Below are 16,339 nucleotides of genomic sequence, written 5' to 3' on the forward strand. Positions count from 1 at the left end.
TTAAGCAATTAAAAAGTAAGGTTCAGACCAAACAGGAAAGTGCGGGATAAAGGATAAACATCCCATGAATTATCCATACCTCTCGAAAGTGTGGCAGAGGAGCTCCAACCATTTCCGGATTTTACAGGACCAGAGCCACCTATATCAGGGTTGTAGCCTTTATATTTCGTGATGGTGAAGAGGTTTTCGCCGGAAGTGAATACTCTTACTCTTTCTATACCGTATCTGCTGAGCAGTGTTTTAGGCAGGGTATATCCCAGTTCCACGCGTTTCAGCCGCAGATAGGAACCGTCTTCCAGCCACCTGGTGCTGTTATCGCGGTTGTTGTTGTTAGGATCTGTTAATGTAAAGCGGGGGAAGTTGGTGTGATTTTCCGGAGTCCATGCATTCAACACATCAGTAGAATAGTTGGTTACTTCGTTCATCTTCTCCAGCCATATTCTTCTGGCATTGTAGATCTTGTTGCCTGTGATGGCTTCCAGGAAGAGGCCCAGGTCGAAATGTTTCCAGGAGAGATTAGCAGAGAAGCCCATCGTAAGATTGGGGAACGGACTGCCCATGTATTGTTCATCCTGGTTATCGATGATACCATCGCCGTTAGCATCCGCGTAGCGGATATCACCGGGCTGCGCATTAGGCTGGATGGGCTTACCATTCTTCTGGTAGTTAGCTACTTCTTCTTTAGAGTTGAAGATGCCATCTGTTTTCACCAGCCAGAATCCGCCAATGGGATAGCCGACTTTCGCTTTTGAAATGTAACCGAATTCCTGGCGGCCAGAACCTACGTTGATGGCCGTCATTTTGTTGTTGATATGGGAGAAGTTAAGACCCAGCCGGTAATTCAGTTCACCAGCCCTGTCGTTGTACTCAAATGATACTTCATATCCGGTGTTCTGAATAGCACCTGCATTCAATGTAGGTGATCCGTTCTTTCCTACTGATGAAGGAAAAGGTACGCTCAGCAGTACACCAGTGGTGTTTTTCTTAAAGACGTCGAATATCACAAACAGTTTATTATTCAGCAGGCCCAGGTCCACGCCACCGTTGATGATTTTGGTTTCTTCCCAGGTCAGATCTATCGGAGAAGCGTAAGCATTGGCGGTAGCTCCCGGCCACAGCACATTGCCCTGCACGTAGTTAAGACCGTTGTTGATGTTGTTTTGTGTCAGATAATCGCCCACTTCCTGGTTACCCAGTACGCCCCAGCTGCCACGCAGTTTCAACGTGCTGATAATGTTGGTGAGGCCTGCAAAGAATTTCTCGTTATGCACACTCCAACCCAGTGAAACGGAGGGGAAAGAACCATACTGATGCCCCGGTGCGAAACGGGAAGAACCGTCCCTTCTTACAGAAGCGGTAAGCATGTAGCGGGAATCGTAGGAATACATAATACGGCCGAAGCGGGAAACGATAGAGCTGGTATTAGCGCTACCGCCATTCAGCTGCGAAGTAGCTGAACCGCCGTCCAGTACGGTAGTACCTGTTGCCAGATCGGTTCTGGAAGCACTGAATCCGCTGTAGATATTCTTCTGGGCAGTATACCCCAGTAACGCGTCGATATTGTGTTTACCGAATTTCTTAGAATAGTTGAGGGTATTTTCCAGCAGCCAGGAATTGGTAGTACCTGTGCTTTGCGACAGCTGAGGAGCGCTCAGCGCTACGTTACCATCGTTGTAGGTGCCGGAGAAGAGACGGGTGTTGGATTGATCTTCAGTAAGACCAACGTTCAGTTTATACCGGAGACCATCGATCAGTTTCACTTCCACGAAGCCGTTGGCGATGATGGAGAGATCTTTGGCGCCATTGTCAACATTCTCGAGTAATGCAACGGGGTTCGACAGGTTCTTCATATAAACCGGTCTGCGGCCGTATCCGCCAAGATCCTGTGTAGGATCGTATACAGGCACAGTAGCAGGCATCATCAGCGCACTTCCCACGATGCTATGGGTTTGGTCGCCACCGGCAGGGTTTCTGCGGGTATCGCCACGTTTAATGATAACGGACTCCCCTACACGTAATCTTCCTTTTTCATATTCAGTTTTGATCCTGAAATTGGCAGCAGTGTAGTTGGTATGTTTCATGGCACCTTCTTCTTTCTGATATCCGCCAGACAGGCTGTAGATGAAGTTTTTGGTACCGCCGCTGAAGTTCGCGTTGGTGCGGGTTACCAATCCCGGATGGAAGATGGCGTTCTGCCAGTTGGTATTGATACCATTATAAGCAGGTATCCCGGTGATGTATTTGTTCATGAGCGTAGACCACTGTTCTCCATTGAGGAGGCTCATTCTCTTAGGCACAGACTGTACACCGAACCAGGTATCAACATCCAGCCGTGGAGGTGTTTCTTTCCGGCCACCTTTAGTGGTGATGATCACTACGCCGTTAGCAGCGCGGGAACCATAGATGCTGGCAGTAGCTGCATCTTTCAGTACCTCAACGGATTCAACATCGTTCGGGCTTACACCATCGATACTGCTAACGAACACACCATCTACGATATACAGCGGCGTGTTGTTACCGAGGGTACTCATACCACGGATAGTAATGAGCAATCCTGCTCCCGGAGCTCCGCTGGACGATTCCACTGCTACGCCTGGCACCCTGCCCTGGATAGCACCGCTGATATTTTTAGAAACACCTGCACTGATATCTTTTACCCTTACGGAAGATACAGCACCGGTTACATCTTTTCTTTTCTGGGTACCATAACCCACTACTACCAGTTCCTCCGTTTGTACAGCTTTGGGAGTAAGGGCAATATCCATCTGGCCAGCTTTGGTAACAGCCTGTTCGGCACTTTCATAACCGATAAATGAAACTACCAGTACGCCGCCTTCATCGGGCAGCTGTAAGGCATAATTTCCTTTAGCATCTGTGCTGGCGCCTTTGGTAGTGCCTTTCAGCTTTACAGATGCTCCGGTAAGGGGTTCGTGAGTCACCGCGTCGGTTACACGGCCAAATACAGATATATTGGCAACCGGACGGGGGGCTTCCTCCTGTTGCTCGCCGGGTTTAACAGACAGGATAATAGTGTTATCCTCAATGCTGTAATTGAGGTTCTTATTGAGCAAACACTTACTCAATACGGATTCCAGGTCGGCCTGTACGACCGACACCGAAACCTTTCCCGTTTGGTCCAGCATTTCAGTATTATAAAAGAAGGTATAGCCGGTTTGTTTCCGGATTTCCTTGAAGACCTTCGACAATGACACATTGTGCATGTTGAGGGTCAGTTTTTGCGAGTAACCGGTTGCACTTACCTGCAAAGCCAGTACCAACAGCAAAAAGGCAGTTAGTTTCATAACATTCAGCATTTGTGCCCATACCCTACGTTCAGGGTATTTGCCTGCATGTCTAAATTGCATAGATTTGTTAAGTTTTTGGTGAGCGTTAAGCTGTTTACGACAAATAAGCGTGAAGATGCCCGCCAGACAAATTCCACCGGGAACGTTGCCGCGTTCCCGGTTTCATTTACCTGCAGTATCATCCCACGATGATCCTGGTTGTTACATTTGGTTTATTGTATCTGTATTTTTGGTAATCCTATTTTGCTTCGACAACAATTTGTTTTCCATTAATGCTGAACTGTACTCCGGCAGTTTTCAGAATGTGTAATGCCTGCGACAGTGTGGACTGTTTCCGGATAGATCCGGTGTAATGTTTGTCTGGCACCGGGCCGGAAAATTTCACGTTCACATCATACCATCTTGCTAATTGTCTCATCACAGTGGATATATCATCGTCGTCGAACTCGAACATGCCCATTTTCCAGGCGATGGTTTTATCGATATCGGCTTCACTTACCGACAAATCGTGGCTGCCCCTGGCCAATACGGCCTGCTCGGAGGGCGACAATAACACGCTGTTGCCTCCCGGGGCGATTACTTTTACTTTACCCGATACCAGGGTAGTGTTCATAACGTTTTCGTCGTCATAGGCCATGATATTGAAACCGGTGCCCAGCACCGCTACTTTAAGTCCGTTGCTGACCTGTACCTGGAAAGGCTGTGATGCCTGCTGTGCCACCTCGAAATAAGCTTCCCCACTGAGGTATACTGTTCTTTCCGTTCCGGTGAACTTGGTGGGGAAACGGAGCGACGAAGCAGCATTCAGCCATACTTTGGTACCATCCGGTAACACCAGCTGAAATTCACCACCTCTGGGTGTGCTCAGGGTATTATAGGTGATCTCATTAGCAGAGTTCCCCGTTACGTCGTATACCAGCTTGCCATTATCTTTCCCGATACGGGTACCGTCTTTCTCCTTCAGTCCATTCCCGTTCAATGAGTCGAGCTCTACGGAAGTGCCATCTCCCAACTGCAGGCGGGCTTTGGCTCCGCCGGGTTGTACATCTTCACCTTTTACAAGCGCGATTTCCTGACCGGAAGGTGCGTGCCAGTGCCGATACGCCAACCAGGCGCCTGCAGCTCCCAGCAGCAGCAACACGGCCGCAGCTGCCCTCCACCTGCCGATAGGCCGTACTTTAGGTACTACGGCGGTTTCCCGGCCGATATGCTCTTCCAGCAGATTTTTGAAGTGGCTCACCTCTTCGTCAAGACGCCCCTGCCTGCCATTGATGATATCAAATATCTGCCGGGCACGCGCTACATCTGCGCGCTTATCAGGGTGATCAGCGATCCATTTCTCCCAGTATGCAATATCCTGCTCATCGATTCCGATGCAGTAACGCAGGAAGGAATCGTCTAACAGGAAATCTTCGGCAGCATTAAATTGATGATCCATTTTTGCTGTTAATAATTGGCGTTAGTAATAAGTAGTGTAGGAAAGTGGGATTTATTCCCAAAAAAAATGCGACTATTTTTATTTTTTCCCGGCTAGGCAAGAATATACAGCAACAGCGCTATTATCAGCTCTGTTGAAAGAATCTTCAAAGCCGCTCCCAGCGTGTTGTAGGCCGTTTTTGTAGTAATGCCCGTCCGTTGGCCCACCTCTTCCATACTGAGCCCATCGAAATACCGGAGCTGGATCATTTCTTTCTGACGGGGAGTCAGTGCCGCCATGGCCCTTCTGATCTTTTGCTTTATTTCCTCTGAAGTCTGAAGCGCTACTATACACTCTTCATAGGAAAGTTCATGAACCGCTGCGGTATCGGACCAGGCATCCGCTGCCTCATTCGATTTCCGTGCCTGGCGGATATCTGCAAAGATCTTGCGACGCAGATAGGTCAGCAGGTAAGACTTTACATTCGATACTTCAGGAAGCTTTTGCCTGTGATCCCACAATTCCAGGAACAGGTCGTTAATGGCATCTCTGGTAATTTCCATATTCCCACAAATGCGGAGGCCATAATTTACAAGATAGAAATACAATTGTTCGTACAGGGAAACGAGCGCAGTCTGCTCACTCAGGCGAACGCGGTTCCACAACAGCGTAAAACGGGCTGCATCAGCAGCCGGAACACCGCCAGCAGATTGTTCGGGGAAAGATGTAGGTTGCTCACTGTTCATTCGACGCTACTATTTCATAAAGTGGATACGGAAAACGGCTTCCGGGTTTCCATGGGCCACCCGGAAGCCACTTTATCAGCTTACTGCTATTTTGATAACAACTTTCCTGACAGGCATCGGTTTACTCACCATAATATTGAGCATATGCAGGTCGCCCGGAAAAAATATCGCGAACATCCCCTGCTCCAGGCGGGAGAAAAACATAGGCGTTTCTCCAAATAACTGATAATCGGCCGCCTCATCATATGCCCTGGAAGGTTGCTGATCTCTCAGAAAATCATGACCAATCAGCTCCGAGCCGGATACTATATATTGTATGTCGATGTATTTTTTATGCGACTCCATCTGTTCTGCAGCTGCATCTACTGTATCATATTCATTTACGATGGCGAAAATATCACTCCCGTCTATTTCGTATTTCCCTTTTTCAATGGCTACCAGGTCTGTTTGTACCAGGTATTCAAATGCCTTGATAAACCTCAGTCCCAGCCTGTAATAAAGAGGTGCATTCTGCAGTGTGTCCAGTATCATGCGTATAAATTCAGTTGGCAATATAGAGAAAGAATTATGAATTAGGAATGAAGAATTAAGAAACTGAGCGAAGACTTAAGCGGATAATGGCAAAACAAGATTATCCGCTTAAGTCTTCGCTCAGTTTCTTAATTCTTCATTCTCTATTCTTAATTCCTCAGATACGGCTTAACCGCATCTTCCCATATCTTATAGCCCTTCTTATTCATATGCAGCATATCTTCAAGAAACAGTTCCTTCCGGGGATTACCATTCTTATCCAGCATTTTCGGATAGATGTCGATGAACCTGGTATTTTTCTCCGATGCCAGAAACTGGCGGATAAATCCATTGGCTTTTTTGGCCTTTTCAAAGAAAGCGGCCCGGGAAGGACTTGGCTTCATGGAAATGTAGACCAGTGGCACATCGGGCAGCTTACTCCTGATAGTGGCATACAGTATTTTGAATCTGCTCAGCACTGTATCGGCAGTGACAGCAGTAGCCGGAAGATCATTTTCTCCTACGTAAATAACGATCTGCCGTGGCTGATACGGGAAGATAATGCGGTTGGCATAGTAAGTAACATCATTGGTTTCTGCGCCACCGAATCCCCTGTTCAACACTACCCATTTGCTGAAATTACGTTCCAGATCGTCCCATTTCCTGATAGAGGAACTACCCACAAATAAAATCGGATGTACCGGCGGAGCGTACATCTTATCGAAGTCCACGATGGTTTGTATGTCATGCTCAAACCGGCGCGGATCCTGTGCCAGGAGGTTACCGGAAGCAAACAATAAAGCCAGACAAGCAAATAATACAATCTTTTTCATAATAAATAGATGATCTGCAAACCCTTAAGATAAAAGAAAATATTTAATTTCGATAGTATGAATACGCACCCGCTGAATTTGGCTGTTCGCTTTTTACTGGAAATATGGATGTTGATTGTACTGGGGAACTGGGGCTGGCATCTTGGCAATGACAGCATATGGCAATGTTATCTGCTGGCGGTTTTATTTCCGGTGACAGCCGCAGTACTCTGGGGAGTTTTCCGGATACCCAATGACCCTAAACCAGCGCCGGTAGCCATTCCCGGAGTATTAAGATTACTGCTGGAATGGGGATTATTTGGCCTTGCCGTTGCTGCGCTGATAGCTATGCAACATCCCCAACAGGCGTATGGAGTACTGGGAATATTGGTGGTACATTATGCCGTATCGTACGACAGAACCCTGGCGATGCTGCAAAACAAGCCTTATACCGGGTTTACAGGAAAGAAATGATTAATGGCTGAAGTGCCAGACATTTTCGCCAGCCAGTGTGAGATGTACCTCCGTACCTGCCGCAAGCGCCTCATCATCTGTTCTCACCGTCAGTACTTCATTTCCAATCGCCACGTTTGCCTCGAGGAAACTGCCGTAATAGGCGATACCGGCCACTTTTCCGGTTATCGCATTTTTTCCCGGACCAGTAATTTTAAGATCTTCCGGCCTCAGAAAAATATGTTTGCCATTCAGGGAGATACCGGGCAATCCTGCAAATGCTTTAGCACTGGCGGGAGCCACCAGGTTGTATTTTCCGAAAAGCCCCGCCACATAGGCATTTGCCGGGCGACGATATATTTCCTGCGGAGTTCCCATTTGTACGATCTCTCCATCTTTCATCACAATCACCAGATCAGCCCAGGGCAGAATATCCATCGGATCGTGAGAGATCAGCATACAGGTGATACCTAATTTCTCTCCTATATCAGCAATCACATTTTTCAGCATCCCTTTGTGGATCATATCCAGGTTGGAATAGGGCTCATCCAGCAGAAACAGCCTGGGAGAAGATATCAGCAGGCGCGCCATAGCAATGCGCTGCTTCTCTCCGCCCGACAGCTGGTCGGTTTTTCTTTTTAACAGGTGCGAGATTCTGCAGATATGATAGATCTCTGAAGCTTCTTCCTCAGAGAGTTTGTTGGCGTAAGAAAGGATCTCTTCAACACGGTAGTTATTTCTCAGCTCAAAATGCTGCGACAGATAGGCTGTTCCCGGATGTCCGGGGATTAATACTTCCAGTGCGCCTTTTACCTTTTTACCCTCAAACAACACGGTACCCGAATCCGCCTGTCCCATTCCGCCGATTATTTTCATTAAGGAGCTTTTGCCGGAACCTGTTTCCCCGGCAATAACTACCTTTTGAAACTGCTGTATGGTGAAGTTGATGTCTTTTAGGCTATAAGCACCGTGCTGTTCCTTGCTGATGTGAGATACTTCAAGAAAATTCATTCGTGCAAGGTAGGGAAAAAGTCTTTAGCCTTTAGTAAAATGCAGCGGAGATGACATAGTATGCTAATATTATAATCTCCGCTGCATTTTACTAAAGACTAAAGGCCAACAACTATTTCCAGGCATTCCGGAGAAACCGAATCCAGTTGCCATGCATAACGTTTTCAATATCCTGCTGACTATAGCCTCTTTTGGAAAGCAGGCCTGGCAGCAGCTGGATATCCGCGATAGTTTCGAGATCATAGGGGCATTGTTCTTTTCCGAAAGCCCCGTCGAGATCAGTGCCAATGCCAACATGCAGCGTATTTCCTGCAATCTGGCAGATATGATCCATATGATCGATCATTTTTTCGAGGTTGCAGCCCATTGCCTCAGGAGTAGATTTACCTCTCACCCATCCCGGTACCATCATCCAGGCATCCAGTGCACCGCCGATTACGGCATTTTTCCGGATCAGCGCTCTGATCATATCATCGCTGAACTGCCGGTTGTGATTTACGAGTGCCCGGCAGTTATTATGACTGGCCCAAACCGCACCATTGAAGAGTTCCATGGCATCCCAGAAAGCATCATCACAAAGGTGCGTGGCATCGAGGATGATATTCAGCTTTTCCATCTCCCGTATCAATTCCTTTCCTTGTGCATTCAGTCCACCGGTAGCATCTGTACCATTGGCATAACGTCCCGGGCCATAGTGAGCCGGGCCAATCGCCCGGAGGCCTTTATTATATGCCTGCTCCAGGTAATTGATATTGATAATAGAATCGGCTCCCTCCAGGCTGAGTATATAGCCTATCGGTTTCTTATCGTTGGGGGTACCATCATTCCATAACTGCAGATGAGCTTCCAATCCTTTAAGATCCCGGATCATCACCATTTCACCTGCATCTTCCATAGCTTTATACCAGGCCAGCTGTCCCTGGGTTTGCGCCCAGGCCTGCGCCGGCGAGTGCCAGCCTGGAAGCGGATTTTCAGGCGCCACATAACGCGCGATCTGGGTAGCCACCACCAATCCTATATTACCTTTTCTTAATTCAGGGAAAGCCACTACTCCCCTGGCTCTGTCGGGTTTATCATTCAATCCGGCTTCTCTTGCGCGAATGGCGGCCACCGGCTGCTGAAGATCCCGGTTCCATTCCAGCGCGTTCATGCTGAGATCCAAATGCGCGTCTATTGCAAACATATTAGTTGAGAATGTAGAATGAAGAATATAGAAGGAAGAATTACCTGGCTTCGGTGTTGTTGTAGCATGACCGTTAGTATAGTTCAAACAATGCTTCAATTTCGACAGGGATATTGTCGGGCAGCGAACCAAAACCAACGGCGCTTCTTACTCCTATCCCGTTTTCTTCTCCCCAGATAGCAGCAAACAACTCACTGCATCCATTGATCACATACGGATGACGCTCAAAATCCGGCGTACAGTTCACCATACCCAATACCTTGATCACCCGCTTCACCTTATCCAGCCCGCCTGCATGCTTTTTGATAGTCGCTAACATCGTTAATCCCACCTGCCGCGCTGCCAGCTTGCCCTGTTCCATATCCAGTGCATCTCCGATACGGCCAATGATCAGGGATTTGTCGTTCTGAACAGGACCATGCCCGGAGAGATACAGGTATTTCCCGTCAATAAGGCAAGGCTTGTAAACGCCTAAGGGCGTTGGCGCAGGTGGCAATACCAATCCAAGGGCCGCTAATTTCTCTTCTGCATGATTGTTTTCCATAGTGCTGTTTTTAACTTTTATGCCGAAAAGATAACACTAAGAATTAAGAATTGGGAATATAGAATGAAGAATGAAAGCGGAGATAGTAAACGCGAAGATTAACCGCTAATGTCTTCGCTCTGTTTCTTAATTCTTCATTCCATATTCTTAATTCATTCATAATACTATGTTAAGAGTTAAACCTTTCTTTGCACCTCATGTCTTACTGGTGGAATAAGACCAGTCTATCATGAAAAAGCTCATCCTTGCTTTGCTGCTATGTGCAGCTATAGGCACAGTTAACACAACACAGGCTCAGGTTAGCGTAGGCCTGTCTATCAACATCGCACCTCCTGTTCTTCCGGTATATACACAGCCTCCTTGTCCGTACGACGGATACATCTGGACTCCCGGCTATTGGGCTTATGGTCCGGACGGATATTATTGGGTACCCGGTGCGTGGGTAATGCCCCCACGGATAGGATTCCTGTGGACGCCCGGCTACTGGGGTTTTGTAGGTGGTATTTATTCCTGGCACGCGGGCTATTGGGGGCCTCACGTCGGATTCTACGGTGGTATTAACTACGGATTCGGATATGGTGGCGTAGGCTTCTGCGGTGGTGGATGGTCAGGAAACGTTTATCGCTACAATACTGCAGTGACCAATGTCAATACTACCATCGTACACAATACCTACGTCAACAATACGGTGATCAACAACAACACCGTGGTGAATAACAGCCGTACCAGTTTCAATGGTGCAGGTGGTATTACCAGCAGGCCTACCCGTGTAGAAATGGCTGCTGCCCGCGATCAGCACATGAATGCCACCAATGTACAGATGGCCAACCAGCAAACAGCCCGGACTGATCGCCGGCAACTTGCATCAGTAAATAACGGCCGCCCTGCCAGCATGGCTATTCGTGATCATGGTGATCATGCTCCTCAGCCTAACAGCGCTATGGCGCCACGCAATAGTAATAACAATATTAACAATCCAGGCGCAAGACAGGGATTCACCAACAATCAGAGCAACCGTGTTGCTCCCAATGCCAACAATAACATCAATAACAATCTGGCACAACATAACAACCCTAATATTAACAATGGTGGTCAGCAGCGGGTAAGACAGGGATTCACCAACAATCCCGGTAACCGCACACCGGCAGGGTTTAATAACAACAATGCCGGTAATTTTAATCAACCCCGCGTAAGACAGGGATTCTCTGGTAATCCTGGAAATCACGGCCCGGCAGGATTTAACAACAACCAGCCACCACGTATGCATCAGGGGTTTGCAGGCAATTACAGCCGCCCGTCTTTCAACGGTAATCCTCGCCCGGCGGGTAATTTCGGAGGACCAAGAGGTGGCGGTGGAGGAGGAGATCACAGAGTGAGAAGGAATTGAGAATAGGGAATGAAGAATTAAGAAACAGCGCGAAGATCTTAGCGGATAATAATAATCGCTAAAATCTTCGCGCTGTTTCTTAATTCTTCATTCCCTATTCTTCATTCTTCCATCACCTGGCACTGAAACCCATTCTCGTTTACAATCATCATGATCTTTCCAGGTTGGAAATCCTCACCTTCCACGCGCAGTACTTTGTCGCAGTCATCCAGATCAAAGTTGATTTTACTACCCGGGAAATTACGCAGTAATACAGAGATGATTTCTTTAGCAGCGGAACTTCGCTGAACATTTGTCTTAAATACTTCTACCATCTGGTAAAAAATTTTTGATTACATGTATTTCATTGCCGGATAGTCCAGCAATCTTCGCCACAGCGCGATCTGGCCTATACAATTGGCTTCCCGGTAAGAGTTAAAAGCCAGCAGATCCCATAACGGCATACTCATTCCGGGGAATTGCAGGATACGATCCAGTTGTTCATCTGTTACCTGCGCCAGTTTTTCTCTCAGTAATGGTGTAATTTTTTCCCAGTCTTTTTTATATGTTTCGAGAGATGGATAACGCTGGCCGTTTTTTATGCCCTGAAAGTTGCTGAATAGTTCATCTGCAAATGATTTATCTGACACACCGAGTAATCCGGCTGTATCAAAGCGTTGCTGAACAAGGCTGCCAGCCAGCCATGCAACATGGTTCGCCTGAGTTTCCAGGCGCTTGTGAGCATCATCATCAGAAATACCATCCAGTACTTTCGGATAAAAACTGGTTTGCATATCATACAGCGGAAGGATGCCGCGCATCCGGATACTAACAGTTTCCATTTGTTTCTTTTTTGGTTTACAAACTATTTGTAAGGTACCAGTTATTTCCTGCACCTCATGTTGCTATTGCAGTCAATCTTAGGGGGTATTTGCGACAAAATCATTAAGTTTGAGAAAAGATCACCAAACAAAAAACCGTATGTTACAGATAGGTATTCTGCTTATCCGGCATTACAAGCTTTTAAGTCTGGCCGCTATCACAGACGTGCTTGAAACAGTCAATAAAATTTACCATAACGGGCAGCAGGCAGCTCCGTTCCACATTAACCTGGTTTATACCAAAGAGATGGCGCACCTGACAGCGGCATTTCCCGGATATGCCTCACAATCTATTGATGAAGCGGGCAATTTTGGCCTGGTGCTCATCCCCTCATTTACGACTGAAAATCTTGCTGCGTCTGTTGCTGCCAACAAGGACTATCTGCCCTGGTTGCGTCAGCAGTACCAAAACGGCGCTGAGCTGGCGAGCTTCTGCACTGGTGCATTTTTACTCGGTGCATCAGGACTTCTTGACGGAAAAATTGCCACCACCCATGTGGATGCATGCAAGGAATTCAACCGTGCCTACCCTGCTGTAACACTAATGCCTGATAAGATCGTTACGCACGATACCCGCATCTATACCAGCGGAGGCGCTACCTCTACGTTCCATCTGTTGCTGCATCTGCTGGAAGGCTATTGCGGAATAGAAATAGCCGTGAGAACAGCAAAGATATTTGCCGTAGATATGGGGCGCGACCGGCAATGGTATTTCAGCACGTTCCAGCCAGTCCGCAATCACCACGACGACCTGGTGGCCACTGCCCAGCTTAAAATCGAATCCTGCTACCAGGACGTTGCCACCATCGAAGAAATGATCAAAGACATTCCTTCCAGCCGCCGGAATATTGTAAGAAGATTTAAACAGGTAACCGGTGTCACCCCTATCGAATATCTGCAACACACCCGCATAGAAGCGGCCAAGAAATTACTGGAACAAACCGGACAGCAGATGGCCGAAGTAATCTACAACTCCGGTTATAACGACCCCAAAGCATTCCGAAAAGTGTTCCGTAAAACAGTAGGCATGACACCCTCGGAATACCGGGAGAAGTTTAATACCGTGAGATGAGAAAAATTGTAAGCGCGAACGTGTTTGTTAGTATCTGTCCCAAAAGAAAGGCGGTTCAATGCCTAATGCCCGGAGGTATACGGTAGCCTGACCACGATGATGAATCTCATTATCGATAAAATACAGCAGCAGACTGATCACGGTACCTTCATACTGATCAAATGCTTTGGCGGTTTCCTGGAACCTGGCCTCGGAAATCTTTGACCATTCATCATCGATTTGTTCTGTCACAATATCCCAAAGCTCCAGATATTCTTCTTTGTTTTGAGGAGTTGTTTTACCGGTATGAGCCAGCAGCGTAGTCATTGGCGTCCATTGGTCGGTGGCCAGGCCGTGCACTCCAGATGATCCCATACCAATCATCTCCATTATCAAAGCAGAGGCCGGGCGCATGCCGCCTATGCTAAAAGTAAAGAACTGATCGGCCGGAAATTTTTCAATCAGTTTACGGGTCAGTTGCCGGTGGCCCTGCCAGTGCGACAATAACTGTTCTGATGTAATAACGGCTGTAACGGGGGCAGTTGTAAGGATGTTGCTTTCCATAGCTTTTTGTTTTATGATACAAAGAAAGCTATGGGGTATGACAACCCTATGTCAGCAGTCTTAAAAAAAATTTCAGGCCACCTGCTCAGCCTGTTCTTTAAACAATCCTTCTATGCGGCTGATTTCTTCTGCAAACATGGTTTTCTTTCTCTTGCCGAAATAAAGGGTATTCTCAATGATATCATTTCCTTCCCAAACTAATTTTACTTTTCCTGTAAGGATCTCCTGGCGGCAGAGAAAATCAGGGATAACGGCAAACCCTTTGCCATTGCTCAGGCAGCGAACAATAGAGCATTTATTGGGCACAATATAATTGGGCTTAAAATCGGGATGATGACTGAAGTTAAGACGCCAGAATTTGCGGAGGCTCTCCGTATCGGCGGCTGAGCTGTACCAGATCTGTTGCTTCAGCCAGGCCTCTGCGTCCGCGATCCGGTCCGCATGGAGGAGCTTATTGAACTCCCGGCAATCCTGCTTCCCGCCTGCTATCAGTACAATCCTTTCCCGCGAAAAAGGTGTGTACTCCAGGTTAGCCTGACTGCCTTTCTGCGGCGTAACGATCAGATCGAGCAGTCCATTATCCAGCTCCTGCTGCATATCAGGATATTCCCCGAACCTGATATTGACGTTAAACGGCAGTGAAGCGATATGTTGCTCCAATGTAAACTGGAATGTTTCGAGGCACATACCAATGGTGATGGTAGCTTTATTGGCATCCCCGCTTTTATGAAAATGCTGCTCTGCTGCTTCCAACCGGTTAATGGCATCGATCGTGAAATTATATAAGACCTTCGCCCTTTCAGTGGGCACCATTTTACGCGGCGCCCGGTCGAATAGTTTATAGCCTGCAAATGCTTCCAGCGAATTCAGGTGCAAGCTTACCCCCGACTGAGAGATATACAGATCCCTGGCAGTAGTTGTCAGTGATCCTGTCTCAAAAATCGTTTTAAATGTTCGCAGCCACTCAAAATTAAGCATCATGATCTATCATTTTAATGAAACAAAGCTATCATTTAAATCATTATGATGATAAGATAGACCGATCTAAATTTGTGCTTCAGAAAAGAAATCAAGTATATGAAGTACGATCAACAGGGCGCGGCTACGGCTGTATTGCCCGCCAGGAAAGGTTTTCCCACAGCTTTATGGGCACTTACGATCAGTTCGTTTGCAATAGGCACCACCGAGTTTGTAATGGTGGGCATTTTACCAACCGTAGCGGAAAAGCTCGGTGTCAGCGTTTCTACGGCAGGATTACAGGTAACATTATACGCCCTGGGAGTAGCTATAGGCGGGCCTATATTAACCGCGCTCACCCATCATATGAAGCGGAAACCATTGCTCATCGCATTGATGGGATTATTTGTATTAGGCCATATAGCAGCTGCTCTCTCACCGGGATTTATTTTCCTGCTGGCAGCGCGTTTCATTTCCGGCTTTGCGCATGGCGTTTTCATCGGAACGGGCGCCACTATTGCCTCCAACCTGGTACCGGAAGATAAACGGGCTACTGCCATTGCCATGATGTTTTCGGGGATCACCATTGCGATCATCGCCGGAGTGCCATTGGGCACTTTCATCGGCCAGCATTGGGGCTGGAGAGCTACGTTTGTTGGCGTGGCGATACTGGGAGTTGTTGGTCTTGTTGCCAATCAGCTGTTATTACCCGACGATATCCCCAATGGCACACCGGTGTTACTGAAAGAACAGCTGAAAGTCTTGAAGAACCCGCATATCCTGCTGGTACTGGCTATCACAGCATTCGGCTACGGTGGTACATTTGTGGCATTTACTTACCTCGCCACCCTGCTGGAGAAAGTCACCGGTTTTTCCAGCACTTACGTAAGCCCGTTGCTGCTGGTATACGGCGTTGCCATTGCTATCGGGAATGTGGTGGGAGGTAAGGTCTCCAACCACCGGCCTGCAACATCGTTGATCATCATGTTTGCCTTACAGGCAGCAGTATTGCTGATCTTTACATTCACGATGCACTACAGGATACCGGCTGTTATTACACTTTTTGCGATGGGCATTCTGTCGTTTTCTTCCGTACCGGGCCTGCAACTCTACATTGTGCAACTGGCGGAGAAATATCTGCCAGGTACAGAATCAGTCAGTTCCTCACTTAATATCGCGGCCTTTAATGCAGGCGTAGCCATAGGCGCCACCACGGGTGGATTTGTGGTCGATTCTTCCCTGGGCCTGAGCGCTACCCCCTGGGTAGGCGCCCTGCTGGTGCTGGCGGGCCTCGTGCTTATGATACGCAGCCGTAAAACAGCTCATTTATAACATCATCTTCCAAAAAAAATTCCGGTAAATTGTGTGCTCATTTTTATCGCTCCTGTAGCAGCACCTGAATCACATTAAATATTATCGCCATAAAGGCATATGAAAAGGCTGGATTCAGTAAAACATTGGTAGAAATGCGGCTTCCAGTCTGACTGAAGCTAGTTTGGCATAGTTTTCGACAATAGGCAGGTAAAGAAAGTTTTAACC

General features: G+C 47.5%; 16 protein-coding genes. 4 read left to right on the plus strand and 12 right to left on the minus strand.

The window, feature by feature from the left end; translation table 11 throughout:
• Positions 1-8: 8 nt before the first annotated feature.
• The 5 genes from UNH61_RS18245 to UNH61_RS18265 form a co-directional block, all read right to left on the minus strand.
• Positions 9-3,365 carry a TonB-dependent receptor gene (locus UNH61_RS18245; protein WP_326993417.1) on the minus strand — a complete coding sequence of 1,119 codons (3,357 nt, stop codon included), beginning with the start codon at positions 3,363-3,365 and terminating at the stop codon, positions 9-11.
• A 178-nt stretch (positions 3,366-3,543) separates the two neighbouring features.
• On the minus strand, positions 3,544-4,743 hold the full coding sequence (locus tag UNH61_RS18250; RefSeq protein WP_326993418.1) for a FecR domain-containing protein: 1,200 nt from the start codon (positions 4,741-4,743) through the stop codon (positions 3,544-3,546).
• A 92-nt stretch (positions 4,744-4,835) separates the two neighbouring features.
• The gene (locus UNH61_RS18255) at positions 4,836-5,468 is read right to left on the minus strand and encodes a sigma-70 family RNA polymerase sigma factor (RefSeq protein ID WP_326993419.1); all 633 of its coding nucleotides are present in this window, start codon (positions 5,466-5,468) and stop codon (positions 4,836-4,838) included.
• A gap of 75 nt (positions 5,469-5,543) precedes the next feature.
• Positions 5,544-5,999 (minus strand): YhcH/YjgK/YiaL family protein, encoded by a 456-nt coding sequence (locus UNH61_RS18260; protein WP_326993420.1) that lies wholly within the window; start codon positions 5,997-5,999, stop codon positions 5,544-5,546.
• A 149-nt stretch (positions 6,000-6,148) separates the two neighbouring features.
• Positions 6,149-6,811, minus strand: coding sequence for a GDSL-type esterase/lipase family protein (locus tag UNH61_RS18265; RefSeq protein ID WP_326993421.1), 663 nt, complete (start codon positions 6,809-6,811; stop codon positions 6,149-6,151).
• 57 nt (positions 6,812-6,868) lie between these two features.
• Here UNH61_RS18265 and UNH61_RS18270 point away from each other — a divergent pair, with 57 nt between their 5' ends.
• Positions 6,869-7,264: a YrdB family protein gene (locus UNH61_RS18270; protein ID WP_326993422.1), complete on the plus strand. Its 396-nt coding sequence runs from the start codon at positions 6,869-6,871 to the stop codon at positions 7,262-7,264.
• On the opposite strand, the gene UNH61_RS18275 is transcribed toward UNH61_RS18270, so the two are convergent.
• From UNH61_RS18275 to UNH61_RS18285, 3 genes are all read right to left on the minus strand, one after another.
• Positions 7,265-8,254: an ABC transporter ATP-binding protein gene (locus UNH61_RS18275; RefSeq protein ID WP_326993423.1), complete on the minus strand. Its 990-nt coding sequence runs from the start codon at positions 8,252-8,254 to the stop codon at positions 7,265-7,267. It abuts the gene before it with no gap.
• 112 nt (positions 8,255-8,366) lie between these two features.
• The gene (locus tag UNH61_RS18280; RefSeq protein ID WP_326993424.1) at positions 8,367-9,437 is read right to left on the minus strand and encodes a membrane dipeptidase; all 1,071 of its coding nucleotides are present in this window, start codon (positions 9,435-9,437) and stop codon (positions 8,367-8,369) included.
• A 73-nt stretch (positions 9,438-9,510) separates the two neighbouring features.
• The gene (locus UNH61_RS18285; RefSeq protein WP_326993425.1) at positions 9,511-9,981 is read right to left on the minus strand and encodes a RidA family protein; all 471 of its coding nucleotides are present in this window, start codon (positions 9,979-9,981) and stop codon (positions 9,511-9,513) included.
• 229 nt (positions 9,982-10,210) lie between these two features.
• Between UNH61_RS18285 and UNH61_RS18290 the strand changes: the two genes are divergently transcribed.
• Positions 10,211-11,368, plus strand: a complete 1,158-nt coding sequence (locus UNH61_RS18290) for a YXWGXW repeat-containing protein (RefSeq protein WP_326993426.1) — start codon at positions 10,211-10,213, stop codon at positions 11,366-11,368.
• Between the two features lie 101 nt (positions 11,369-11,469).
• Here the strand turns inward: UNH61_RS18290 and UNH61_RS18295 are convergent, their stop codons facing one another.
• Positions 11,470-11,682: a hypothetical protein gene (locus UNH61_RS18295; RefSeq protein WP_326993427.1), complete on the minus strand. Its 213-nt coding sequence runs from the start codon at positions 11,680-11,682 to the stop codon at positions 11,470-11,472.
• An 18-nt stretch (positions 11,683-11,700) separates the two neighbouring features.
• A complete protein-coding gene (locus UNH61_RS18300) occupies positions 11,701-12,189 on the minus strand; it encodes a DinB family protein (protein WP_326993428.1) in 489 nt (162 codons plus the stop codon).
• A gap of 109 nt (positions 12,190-12,298) precedes the next feature.
• Here UNH61_RS18300 and UNH61_RS18305 point away from each other — a divergent pair, with 109 nt between their 5' ends.
• Entirely contained in the window at positions 12,299-13,300 is a 1,002-nt protein-coding gene (locus tag UNH61_RS18305) for a helix-turn-helix domain-containing protein (protein ID WP_326993429.1), read from the plus strand.
• 27 nt (positions 13,301-13,327) lie between these two features.
• Here UNH61_RS18305 and UNH61_RS18310 read toward each other — a convergent pair whose 3' ends face one another.
• A complete protein-coding gene (locus tag UNH61_RS18310) occupies positions 13,328-13,843 on the minus strand; it encodes a DinB family protein (protein WP_326993430.1) in 516 nt (171 codons plus the stop codon).
• Positions 13,844-13,915: 72 nt separating this feature from the next.
• Positions 13,916-14,824, minus strand: coding sequence for a LysR family transcriptional regulator (locus tag UNH61_RS18315; RefSeq protein WP_326993431.1), 909 nt, complete (start codon positions 14,822-14,824; stop codon positions 13,916-13,918).
• A 96-nt stretch (positions 14,825-14,920) separates the two neighbouring features.
• Between UNH61_RS18315 and UNH61_RS18320 the strand changes: the two genes are divergently transcribed.
• Entirely contained in the window at positions 14,921-16,132 is a 1,212-nt protein-coding gene (locus UNH61_RS18320) for an MFS transporter (protein WP_326993432.1), read from the plus strand.
• The last annotated feature ends 207 nt before the right edge of the window (positions 16,133-16,339 follow it).

This window comes from Chitinophaga sp. 180180018-3, from assembly GCF_037893185.1.
Taxonomy (GTDB): Bacteria; Bacteroidota; Bacteroidia; order Chitinophagales; family Chitinophagaceae; genus Chitinophaga.

What these genes read in the sequence shown, in the direction of transcription:
- UNH61_RS18290 (WP_326993426.1), top strand. Translation starts at nt 10,211, where the DNA reads ATGAAAAAGCTCATCCTTGCTTTGCTGCTATGTGCAGCTATAGGCACA.
- UNH61_RS18270 (WP_326993422.1), top strand. Translation starts at nt 6,869, where the DNA reads ATGAATACGCACCCGCTGAATTTGGCTGTTCGCTTTTTACTGGAAATA.
- UNH61_RS18265 (WP_326993421.1), bottom strand. Translation starts at nt 6,811, where the DNA reads ATGAAAAAGATTGTATTATTTGCTTGTCTGGCTTTATTGTTTGCTTCC.
- UNH61_RS18260 (WP_326993420.1), bottom strand. Translation starts at nt 5,999, where the DNA reads ATGATACTGGACACACTGCAGAATGCACCTCTTTATTACAGGCTGGGA.
- UNH61_RS18280 (WP_326993424.1), bottom strand. Translation starts at nt 9,437, where the DNA reads ATGTTTGCAATAGACGCGCATTTGGATCTCAGCATGAACGCGCTGGAA.
- UNH61_RS18255 (WP_326993419.1), bottom strand. Translation starts at nt 5,468, where the DNA reads ATGAACAGTGAGCAACCTACATCTTTCCCCGAACAATCTGCTGGCGGT.
- UNH61_RS18320 (WP_326993432.1), top strand. Translation starts at nt 14,921, where the DNA reads ATGAAGTACGATCAACAGGGCGCGGCTACGGCTGTATTGCCCGCCAGG.
- UNH61_RS18295 (WP_326993427.1), bottom strand. Translation starts at nt 11,682, where the DNA reads ATGGTAGAAGTATTTAAGACAAATGTTCAGCGAAGTTCCGCTGCTAAA.
- UNH61_RS18275 (WP_326993423.1), bottom strand. Translation starts at nt 8,254, where the DNA reads ATGAATTTTCTTGAAGTATCTCACATCAGCAAGGAACAGCACGGTGCT.
- UNH61_RS18245 (WP_326993417.1), bottom strand. Translation starts at nt 3,365, where the DNA reads ATGCAATTTAGACATGCAGGCAAATACCCTGAACGTAGGGTATGGGCA.
- UNH61_RS18300 (WP_326993428.1), bottom strand. Translation starts at nt 12,189, where the DNA reads ATGGAAACTGTTAGTATCCGGATGCGCGGCATCCTTCCGCTGTATGAT.
- UNH61_RS18315 (WP_326993431.1), bottom strand. Translation starts at nt 14,824, where the DNA reads ATGATGCTTAATTTTGAGTGGCTGCGAACATTTAAAACGATTTTTGAG.
- UNH61_RS18250 (WP_326993418.1), bottom strand. Translation starts at nt 4,743, where the DNA reads ATGGATCATCAATTTAATGCTGCCGAAGATTTCCTGTTAGACGATTCC.
- UNH61_RS18310 (WP_326993430.1), bottom strand. Translation starts at nt 13,843, where the DNA reads ATGGAAAGCAACATCCTTACAACTGCCCCCGTTACAGCCGTTATTACA.
- UNH61_RS18285 (WP_326993425.1), bottom strand. Translation starts at nt 9,981, where the DNA reads ATGGAAAACAATCATGCAGAAGAGAAATTAGCGGCCCTTGGATTGGTA.